At 61.3% G+C, this 10,392-nt stretch carries 8 protein-coding genes and 1 tRNA gene; 8 read left to right on the top strand and 1 reads right to left on the bottom strand.

The window, feature by feature from the left end; translation table 11 throughout:
* The first annotated feature begins 468 nt into the window (after positions 1-468).
* From B5E67_RS12890 to B5E67_RS12855, 8 genes are all read left to right on the top strand, one after another.
* Positions 469-1,701, top strand: a complete 1,233-nt coding sequence (locus B5E67_RS12890; protein ID WP_087246040.1) for an argininosuccinate synthase — start codon at positions 469-471, stop codon at positions 1,699-1,701.
* 196 nt (positions 1,702-1,897) lie between these two features.
* Entirely contained in the window at positions 1,898-3,298 is a 1,401-nt protein-coding gene (gene argH, locus B5E67_RS12885) for an argininosuccinate lyase (protein WP_087246038.1), read from the top strand.
* The gene (gene argC / locus B5E67_RS12880) at positions 3,295-4,233 is read left to right on the top strand and encodes an N-acetyl-gamma-glutamyl-phosphate reductase (RefSeq protein WP_087385612.1); all 939 of its coding nucleotides are present in this window, start codon (positions 3,295-3,297) and stop codon (positions 4,231-4,233) included. Before argH ends, argC begins: the two co-directional genes overlap by 4 nt.
* 115 nt (positions 4,234-4,348) lie before the next feature.
* Positions 4,349-5,575, top strand: a complete 1,227-nt coding sequence (gene argJ / locus B5E67_RS12875; RefSeq protein ID WP_087385611.1) for a bifunctional glutamate N-acetyltransferase/amino-acid acetyltransferase ArgJ — start codon at positions 4,349-4,351, stop codon at positions 5,573-5,575.
* 18 nt (positions 5,576-5,593) lie between these two features.
* The gene (argB, locus tag B5E67_RS12870; RefSeq protein ID WP_087246032.1) at positions 5,594-6,448 is read left to right on the top strand and encodes an acetylglutamate kinase; all 855 of its coding nucleotides are present in this window, start codon (positions 5,594-5,596) and stop codon (positions 6,446-6,448) included.
* A 105-nt stretch (positions 6,449-6,553) separates the two neighbouring features.
* Positions 6,554-7,747 (top strand): aspartate aminotransferase family protein, encoded by a 1,194-nt coding sequence (locus B5E67_RS12865; protein ID WP_087385610.1) that lies wholly within the window; start codon positions 6,554-6,556, stop codon positions 7,745-7,747.
* A 15-nt stretch (positions 7,748-7,762) separates the two neighbouring features.
* Positions 7,763-8,677, top strand: coding sequence for an ornithine carbamoyltransferase (argF, locus tag B5E67_RS12860; protein WP_087385609.1), 915 nt, complete (start codon positions 7,763-7,765; stop codon positions 8,675-8,677).
* Positions 8,678-8,955: 278 nt separating this feature from the next.
* A tRNA-Ser gene (locus B5E67_RS12855) sits at positions 8,956-9,045 on the top strand.
* Between the two features lie 32 nt (positions 9,046-9,077).
* On the opposite strand, the gene B5E67_RS12850 is transcribed toward B5E67_RS12855, so the two are convergent.
* On the bottom strand, positions 9,078-10,313 hold the full coding sequence (locus B5E67_RS12850) for a site-specific integrase (RefSeq protein ID WP_087385608.1): 1,236 nt from the start codon (positions 10,311-10,313) through the stop codon (positions 9,078-9,080).
* Positions 10,314-10,392 lie beyond the last annotated feature (79 nt).

The following is a 10,392-nucleotide window of genomic DNA, read 5'->3' as shown; positions in this document are numbered from 1 at the left end:
ACCAATATTCCTTCTGTTGTTGATCGCACCAAAACAAAAGAACTTTTGCGTCACGAAAGATAGGGTCCCTCTGCGAGGGCCGGCTCTCACGAGCTGGCCCTCGCATTGTTTGTTGTGGGGCAAACACAGCGGTCTGAATTTTCAAGCGTTATCTTTGACGCGCAGAAAATTCAGGGTACCGCAAGAGGAAAGCCCGCAGGGCGGGTGCCTTCCGCCTCAGGCGGGGCGGGAAAAGTTTTAATCTATGATTGCATATAACGATAATTATACGGTAAAAGCTGCATAAAAATACAAAATGCCTTAAATCTGCCCCGGAAATGCCAAAAGGTTTGTTATTTTTCTGCATTGACGATAAATGCCCGCGGCGTATAATAATGACAGTAGCGCACGAGGCGCTGGCGCCGCACCAAAGGGCGTGCGGCCGAAAGTGTGAAACTTACAAAACTACGCGAAAAGGAGCGAGGAGTCATGAAGAAAAAGGAAGACATCAAGAAGGTTGTGCTGGCCTACTCGGGCGGCCTGGATACCTCCATCATCATCCCCTGGCTGAAGGAAAACTACAACAACTGTGAGGTCATCGCCGTGTCGGGCGACGTGGGCCAGGGCACCGAGCTGGACGGCCTGGAAGAGAAGGCCAAGAAGACCGGCGCTTCCAAGCTGTACGTCCTGGACCTGAAGAAGGACTTCGTGGAGAACTACATCTTCCCCACCCTGAAGTTCGGCGCAAAGTATGAGGACTACCTGCTGGGCACCTCCTTTGCACGTCCCTGCATCGCCAAGGCTCTGGCCGACATCGCCATCGCCGAGGGCGCTGACGCCATCTGCCACGGCTGCACCGGCAAGGGCAACGACCAGGTCCGTTTCGAGCTGACCCTCAAGGCCTTCTGCCCCGAAATGGCCATCATCGCTCCCTGGCGTGAGTGGGACATCAAGAGCCGTGACGAGGAGATCGACTACGCTGAGGCTCACAACATCCCCCTGAAGATCAGCCGTGAGACCAACTACTCCAAGGACAAGAACCTGTGGCACCTGTCCCACGAGGGCATGGACCTGGAGAACCCCGCCAACGAGCCCCAGTACAACAAGGAGGGCTTCCTGGAGCTGGGCGTCAGCCCCGAGCAGGCTCCCGACACCCCGACCTATGTGACCATCCACTTTGAGAAGGGCATCCCCACCGCTGTGGACGGCAAGGAAATGGGCGCTGTGGAACTGGTGGAGTACCTGAACAAGCTGGGCGGCGAGAATGGCATCGGCCTGCTGGACATCGTCGAGAACCGGCTGGTGGGCATGAAGAGCCGCGGCGTCTATGAGACCCCGGGCGGCGCCATCCTGTACAAGGCCATCAATGTCCTGGAGACCATCACCCTGGACAAGGAGAGCGCTCACTTCAAGGCTCAGCTGGCCCAGAAGTACGCCGACATCGTCTACAACGGCCAGTGGTTTACCCCGCTGCGCGAGGCTCTGGACGCCTTCGCCGACAGCCTGGAGAAGACCGTCACCGGCGACGTCAAGCTCAAGCTGTACAAGGGCAACATGATCAATGCCGGCGTCACCTCGCCCTACACTCTGTACGATGAGCAGACTGCTTCCTTCGGCGAGGACGAGGACTACAACCAGGCTGATTCCGCCGGCTTCATCAACCTGTTCGGCCTGTCCATCAAGGAGCGGGCAAAGCTGTCCAAGAGCTGGCCCAAGGACTAATCTGCAAAAAAGATTGCGTTGCTTTCTTCCCCTTTGCCCGTCATTTCACACTTTCCGGGCAAAGGTAACACCTCACCGGCCGTGAGGCCGGCGGCACCGCCGCAGGACGTGTACTTCCTGCGGCGGCTTTGCCGTTTTTCGGCAAATGCCGCTGGGGACAGGCCGGTCTGTGATCTTGTTTTGAAAGGAGCCCCACATGGCTGAACAACTCTGGAAAGGCCGCTTTTCCAAAGCGGTGGACTCCCGCGTGAATGATTTCAATTCTTCCATCCGGTTTGACCAGCGGATGATTGCCCAGGACATGAAGGGCAGCGGCGTGCACGCCGCCATGCTGGCCCGCCAGGGGATTATTTCGGAGGCGGACTGCGAGGCAATTCTGGGCGGCCTGGCCTCCATTGCCGACGATCTGGCCTCGGGCCAGCTGGAGATTGATCCCGCCGCCGAGGACGTCCACACCTTTGTGGAGCAGACCCTGACCGCCCGCATCGGCGACGCCGGCAAGCGCCTGCACACCGGCCGCAGCCGCAACGACCAGGTGGCCCTGGATATCCGCCTCACCCTGCGGGATGAGAGCGTCCGGCTGCAGGGCCTGATCGCCGATCTGATCCGGGTGATCTGCAAGAAGGCCGGCGAAAACACCGATGCGGTGATGCCGGGCTACACCCACCTGCAGCGGGCCCAGCCCGTCACCTTTGGCCACGCCCTGATGGCCTATGCCTGGATGCTCCTGCGGGACCTGGGCCGCTTCGCCGACGCCACCCGCCGGATGGACAGCCAGTGCCCTCTGGGTTCGGGCGCCCTGGCCGGCACCACCTATCCCCTGGACCGGGCCTTTACCGCCGAGAAGCTGGGCTTTGCCGGCCCCTGCCCCAACAGCATGGACGGCGTGTCCGACCGGGATTTCTGCATTGAACTGGCCTCGGCCATGGCGGTCTGCATGATGCACCTGTCCCGCCTGTCGGAGGAAATCATCCTGTGGTGCAGCTGGGAATTCAAGTTCATCGAGCTGGACGACGCCTTCACCACCGGTTCCTCCATCATGCCCCAGAAGAAGAACCCCGACGTCACCGAGCTGATCCGCGGCAAGACCGGCCGGGTCTACGGCGACCTGAACACCCTGCTGGTGATGATGAAGGGCATCCCCCTGGCCTACAACAAGGACATGCAGGAGGACAAGGAGGCCATCTTTGACGCGGTGGATACCCTGTCCCTCTGCCTTACCACCATCACCCCCATGCTGGATACCATGCGGACCCTGCCTGCCAATATGCGCCGGGCCGCCGCAGCCGGCTTCATCAATGCCACCGACTGCGCCGACTATCTGACCAAGAAGGGGATGCCCTTCCGGGATGCCTACAAGCTCACCGGCCAGATGGTGGCCGACTGCATCGCCAAGGGCAAGGTCCTGGAGGAGCTGACCATGGAGGAATACCAGAGCTACAGCCCCCTGTTTGAGCAGGATGTGTATGCGGCGGTGGATCTGGTCAACTGCTGCGAGGGCCGCACCAGTTACGGCGGCCCCAGCGCGGCCAGTGTCCGCCGTCAGATTCAGCAGGCCGAGGAGGCCCTGGCCGCCTGGGAGGAGGAAAAGGCATGAGCTACAAGGTATTCATCGACGGCTCCTCCGGCACCACCGGCCTGCGGATTGCGGACCGGCTGGCCGGCCGGCCGGAGCTGGAACTGCTCCACATTGCCGAAGCCGACCGCAAGGACGTGGAAAAGCGGGCCGCCGTCATCAATTCGGCCGACCTGGCCTTCCTCTGCCTGCCCGATGCGGCATCCAAAGAAGTCATCCCACTGGTGAAGCCGGAGGTGAAGGTGCTGGACACCTCCACCGCCTTCCGCACCGCACCGGGCTGGGTGTACGGCTTCCCCGAGCTGCGGGGCCAGCGGGAAAAAATCCGCACCGCCAACCGGGTGGCCGTGCCGGGATGCCATGCTTCCGGCTTCATCGTGCTGGCCCGGCCCCTGGTGGAGATGGGACTGGTCCCGGCGGATTATCCCTTCAGCTGCCACAGCCTCACCGGCTATTCCGGCGGCGGCAAGAAGATGATCGCCGAGTATGAGGACGCCGCCCGTCCGGCCCTCTACAGCACCCCCCGGGCCTACGGCCTGACCCTCCACCACAAGCACCTGCCGGAAATGACGGCGGTTTCGGGTCTGACCGCTGCCCCGGTGTTCTGCCCCATTGTGGACGACTACTATTCGGGCATGGAGGTCACCGTCCCCCTGCGGATGGACCTGCTGCCCGGCGTCACCCCGGAGGCGGTGAGCAAGGCCCTGGCCGACTACTACGCCGGAGAAAAGCTGTTCACCGTCCATCCCCTGGGCCAGCTGCCCGGGGACGGGATGCTGGCCGCCGGCGCCCTGCAGGGCACCGACCGGATCGAACTGTACACCACCGCCAGCCCCGACGGTAGCCAGATGCTGCTGATCTCCCTGTTTGACAACCTGGGCAAGGGTTCGTCGGGCGCAGCGGTGCAGTGCATGAATATTATGCTGGGTCTGGACGAGACGGCCGGGCTGGAATAAACCCCGCCCGCCCGCTCTCAGAGAAATCCCCGCGGCCGCGCTGTTGGGAAAGACGTGCCGCGGACGGCCCCAAACGCAAAAGAGGAACTGGAAAGGATATCGAAGGAGGAAAAGCATGAAGTATCAGGAGGTTTCGGGCGGCATCTGTGCCCCCAAAGGTTTCGCGGCAGCGGGCGTCCACTGCGGCATCCGTGCCAACCGCACCAAGTACGATCTGGCCCTCATCAAGGCCGAGGTCCGCTGTGCGGCGGCGGGCGTCTATACCACCAATAAGGTCTGCGGCGCGCCCATCAAGGTGGACCGCGCCCACCTGGCCGACGGCTACGCCCAGGCCATCCTGGTAAACAGCGGCAACGCCAACACCTGCGCCGCCAACGGCGTGGAGCTGGCGGAGGAATGCTGCCGCCTGACCGGTGAGGCTCTGGGCATCCCGGCCGAGGACGTGCTGCCCGCCTCCACCGGCGTGATTGGCCAGCCCATGACCATCGATCCCTTTGCAGCCGGCATCCCGGTGGCCGCCGCCAAGCTGGCCGCCACCGCCGAGGGCAGCGCCGACGCCGCCACCGCCATCATGACCACCGACACCCACAAAAAGGAGTATGCCATCCAGTTTGAGCTGGGCGGCAAGACCTGCACCGTGGGCGCCATCGGCAAGGGCAGCGGCATGATCGCCCCCAACATGGCCACCATGCTGGCCTTCTACACCACCGACGCGGCGGTCAGCCCCGCCATGCTTCAGAAGGCTCTGCGGGAAGTGGTGCCCGGCACCTACAACCAGATGAGCGTGGACCTGGACACCTCCACCAACGATACCTTGATCGTCATGGCCTCGGGCCTGGCGGGCAACCCGGTGGTGGACGCCGAGGGCCCCGACTACGACGCCTTTGTGGAGGCTCTGACCGCCATCGCCGAGCATATGTGCGCCGAGCACGCCGGCGACGGCGAGGGCGCCACCCACCTGATTACCTGCGAGGTGTCGGGTGCGCCCGACCTCAAGACCGCCCGGGCGGTGTCCCGCAGCGTGGTCTGCTCCAACCTGTTCAAGGCGGCGGTCTTTGGCCGGGACGCCAACTGGGGCCGTATCCTCTGCGCCATCGGCTATACGCCGGGGGACTTCTCCATCGATAAGGTCTGCGTCTGGCTGTCCAGCGCCGCCGGCGAGGTGTATGTCTGCGAAAACGCAGCCTATCACCCCTACAGCGAGGAGGAGGCCGCCAAGGTGCTGGCCGAGCACGATATCCTTGTCCGGGTGGAAATGGGCCTGGGCAGCGCCTGCGCCAAGGCCTGGGGCTGCGACCTGACCTATGACTACGTGAAAATCAATGGGGATTACAGAACCTGAGAGCGGGAAAGAAAGCATATGAAAAACGAACAAATGGCCCTCCTCTTTTCGGAGGCAACACCTTACATCCAGAAATACCACGGCAAAACCATGGTCATCAAGTACGGCGGCAACGCGATGATCAATGAAGACCTGAAGAACGCCGTCATGAACGACCTGGTCACCCTGACCCTGCTGGGGGTCCGGGTGGTGCTGGTCCACGGCGGCGGCCCGGCCATCAACGACATGCTGAAAAAGGTGGGGGTCGAGAGCCACTTTGTGGGCGGCCTGCGAGTCACCGACCAGGCCACCATGGAGATCGTCCAGCAGGTGCTGGCCGGCAAGGTCAACAAGGACCTGGTGGCCAAGCTCCGGGGCCGCGGCGTGGGCCTGTGCGGCATGGATGGCCAGATGCTCCGCTGTGCCGAGATGGACAGCCGGCTGGGCTATGTGGGCGAGGTGGTCCATGTGGACACCACCCTGATCTCCAGCCTGCTGGACCGGGGCTATATCCCCGTCATCGCCACCGTGGGCATGGATGACCTGGGCCAGCCCTATAACGTCAACGCCGACACCGCCGCAGCCCAGATCGCCATTGCCCTTAAGGCCGAGAAGCTGGTCTCCATGACCGATATCGCCGGCCTGCTGCGGGACAAGGACGACGAGAGCACCCTGATTCCCGAGGTGGAGGTCAGCGAGATCGAGGGCTACAAGGCGGCCGGCATCATTGCCGGCGGCATGATCCCCAAGATCGGCGGCATGGCCGACGCCATCTATCAGGGCGTCCATGAGGCGGTCATCATCGACGGCCGGGTCCCCCACACCGTTCTGCTGGAACTGTTCTCCAACCGTGGCTCGGGCACCCGGTTCTACCGCCGCAGCCACCGGGAATAAGCCGCCCGCGGCCCGCCGTATGGCAGGCCGGACGGGCTCCCATGTCTCCGCCCCCGGCGGGGCGGATGTCCCATCCGATTGTTTCAAGATCAGGGAGGCAACACTATGGATTCCGAAAAAGTCATTGCGCGGGACAACGACTATGTCCTGCATACCTATAACCGCAACCCCATCGTCATCGAGAAGGGCCACGGCCTCCACGCCTACGGCCCCGAGGGCCAGAGCTATCTGGATTTCACCAGCGGCATTGGGGTCAACAGCCTGGGCTACTGCGACCTGAACTGGGCCGAGGCCGTCTCCAAGCAGGCCCACAAGCTGCAGCACACCTCCAACCTGTACTACACTTCCCCCTGCTCCAAGCTGGCCAAGCGGCTGTGCCGCCGCACCGGCATGAGCAAGGTGTTCTTCGGCAACTCGGGCGCCGAGGCCAACGAGGGCGCCATCAAGGCCGCCCGGAAGTACAGCTTTGACCACTACGGCGAGGGCCGGGACCAGATCATCACCCTGGTGAACAGCTTCCACGGCCGCACCATCGCCACCCTGACCGCCACCGGTCAGGATACCTTCCATCACTACTTCGGACCCTTCAACGAGGGCTTCCTCTACACCCCCGCGGGGGATATCGAGGCTCTGACCAAGCTGGTGGACAAGCACACCTGTGCCGTCATGCTGGAGCTGGTCCAGGGCGAGGGCGGCGTGGTGCCTCTGGACCAGGAATTTGTCCAGGCCGTGCGGACCCTGTGCGACGAAAAGGACCTGGTCCTGATTGTGGACGAAGTCCAGACCGGCGTGGGCCGCACCGGCACCTTCCTGGCCTGTGAGCAGTTCAATCTCCGGCCCGACATCGTCACCCTGGCCAAGGGCCTGGGCGGCGGCCTGCCCATCGGCGCCGTGCTGGTCAGCGAGAAGGTGGCCGCCGGCATGGGTCCCGGCAGCCACGGCTCCACCTTCGGCGGCAACCCGGTGGTCTGCGCCGGCGCCAACGTGGTGCTGGAACGGCTGGACGAGAGCTTCCTGGCCGGTGTGCGGGAGCACGCCGCCCAGCTGCGGGCCGGCCTGGAGCGTCTGCCCCATGTGAAGGGCGTCACCGGCCTGGGCCTGATGCTGGGCATCCAGTTTGAGGATGGCATCAACGCAGCCGATGTGCTGGCAGCCTGCCGGGAGCGGGGCCTGCTGGTCCTGACCGCCAAGACCCGTCTGCGGCTGCTGCCGCCGCTGGTGGTGACCGCCCACGACATCGAGCGGGCCCTGGTGATTCTGGATGAGGTGCTGTGCGGGTTGGACCCGGTCCAGTCCTGAGCAAGGGAGGACGACATGAAGCATCTGCTGAAAATGAACGACCTGACCCGGGAGGAGCTGTACCACATTCTGGACGTGGCCGACGAGCTGAAGGCCGCCCAGAAGGCCGGCGGTACGCCTCACCTGCTGGAGGGCAAGAGCGTGGCTTTGATGTTCTCCAAGACCTCCACCCGGACCCGTACCAGCTTTGAGGTGGGCATCTACCAGCTGGGCGGCCTGGGCAGCTATATGAATGCCGCCACCGAGCTGCAGGCCGCCCGGGGCGAGCCCCTGCGGGATACCGCCCGGGTGCTGGGCCGCTATTACGACTGCATTGTCTGGCGGACCTACCGCCAGCGGGACCTGGAAGAGCTGGCGGAATACGCCGGCGTCCCGGTCATCAACGGCCTGACCGACTACGCCCATCCCTGCCAGGTGCTGGCCGACCTGATGACCATTCGGGAACGGCGGGGCGCCCTGGCGGGCCAGAAGCTCTGCTTTGTGGGCGACGGCAACAACATGGCCAACAGCCTGATTGTGGGCGGCCTGCTGGCCGGAATGCAGGTTACCTGCGTCTGTCCCCCGGCCTACCGTCCGGCGGCGGATGTGCTGATGTTCGCCCATAAGTATGGCTCGGCCTTTACCCTGCTCCATGACCCCCGGGAGGGCGTCCGGGACGCCGACGTGGTGGTCACCGCCGTCTGGAACAACACCGTCGGCGAGGAGGAGACCGAGCGCCGGATGCGGGACTTCCAGGGCTATCAGCTGACCAATCAGCTGCTGCAGGGCGCCAAGCCCGACGCCATGGTCCTTCACTGCCTGCCCGCCCACCGGGGCGAGGAAATCTCCAACGCGGTCTTTGAGGACCACGCCGACGAGATCTTCACCGAGGCGGAAAACCGCCTCCACGTTCAGAAGGCAGTGCTGTCCATTCTGCTGGCCGGCAAGTAAGAAAATTTGCGCAAAACCCGCCGGGAAGGTTGACGTTCCGGCGGGTTTTTGTTATAATAATAGGGCTGCAGCGGATATCCGCCGCAGCCTGAATAGGGAGACGTATCGAAGTGGTCGTAACGAGCTTGACTCGAAATCGTGTAGGCCATATCTCCACCTGACCCCGCAGCCCCTTGATTTGACTGGGATTCCGGTTTATCTACGCTTTTGGAAAATTGAATATCTACGCTTTTTCTAACACTTTGCTTTATCTACGGGAGCAGGTGTTTGAAAGATACGGAGGAGTACTCAAGTGGTGAAGAGGCGTGACTCGAAATCTCGTAGGTCGGGTGACCGGCGCGTGGGTTCGACCCCCACCTCCTCCGCCAGAGCTGGCAGTGTGAAATCACTGCCAGCTTTTTTATATTGGCTGCACCGCACAATCTTTGGCCCCGCGAATGAACATACCATTCATTGTATTTGCAGGAGCCTGCTGTGCGTTGTGATCCAAGTGTGCGTAGATGTCTGCTGTTGTGGAATAGGTACTATGTCCCAGCCATATTTGGATCTGCTTCATTGTGATATTTTCTCCGCTGTTAAGCAGAAGACTTGCGCAGGTATGCCGTAGATCGTGGAACCGGATTTTCCGCAAGCCGTATTTCTCAATGATCCAGCTGAAGTGTTCTGTCACATAATTCGGACGTAGAAGTCTGCCGCATTGATCTACACAGATGTATTCGAGATAATCTCTGCAGTAGGACTTTTTGAACAGTCTTCTGTACATCTCCTGCTTTTCTTTTTCTGCCAGGATCAGTTTTTCCACTGCGGGGATGAGGGGTAGTGTCCGAAAACTGGACTTGGTTTTCAGTACATCTTCTCCAACCGGGACGAATTTCCCATTCACCTCTGCCTCGATAACCTTGTGGCTGATGGAGATGGTCTTGCGCTCCAGATCGATGGCGCTCCATCTCAGCCCCAACACCTCGCTTCGGCGCAGACCGTAATAGGCGGCAATCTTCACGCACAGTTCAAGGGGATCGCCTTCCACCGCATCAAACAGCTCCAGCATCTCGCTCTCAGTGTAGAAGGTGCCGTGGTAGACATTCTTTTTGGGGCGGTCAACTTTATCGGCCGGATTTTTTGTGATAATGTCTTTCCTTACCGCACTCTGCAGTGCCTTGCGGATGATTGCGTGGTAATGGATCACGGTGTTTGTCGTGCAGTTGTCACTCAGGATCTTCTGATAGAAGTCCTCGATGTGTTGCGGGGACAGATCCTTGAGTTCAATCTCCATAGGTTTGAAGTAAGGGGTGATCCGGGCTTTGACCATATTGGCGTAGCTTTGGTATGTGGCGGTGGCGATGGAGGACTTGATGCTGCTCAGCCACTTTTCCATGTACTCGGAAAATTCCAATCGAGCTTCCGGGGGGTATTTTTCTGCCAGGATCTTTTCCTCGGCTTCTCTCCGGATGCGTTCTTCTTCCGCCTTCTCATACTGGCTGCGGATCTCATCAAACACCTTTTTTGCCTTGCGTTCGCTGGTTTCGGACACAGGCAGCTTTGTCGAGATCCATTTCACCTTTCGTTTTCCATCAACTTTGAGATACAGCAACGCATAGTAGTATCCATTTTTTTGCTGCAGGCAACCTGTTATCATGATGAACCTCCTTGTCATAACAAGTATCAATTTGCCTGCTGTTGACACCCTCAACATACCACAAACAGGTTCGAATAGC

This window comes from Faecalibacterium sp. An122 (assembly GCF_002160895.1).
Classification (GTDB): Bacteria; Bacillota; Clostridia; order Oscillospirales; family Ruminococcaceae; genus Faecalibacterium.
The sequence above is the reverse complement of the archived record's forward strand: the minus strand, read 5'-3'. Positions and strand labels throughout refer to the sequence as shown.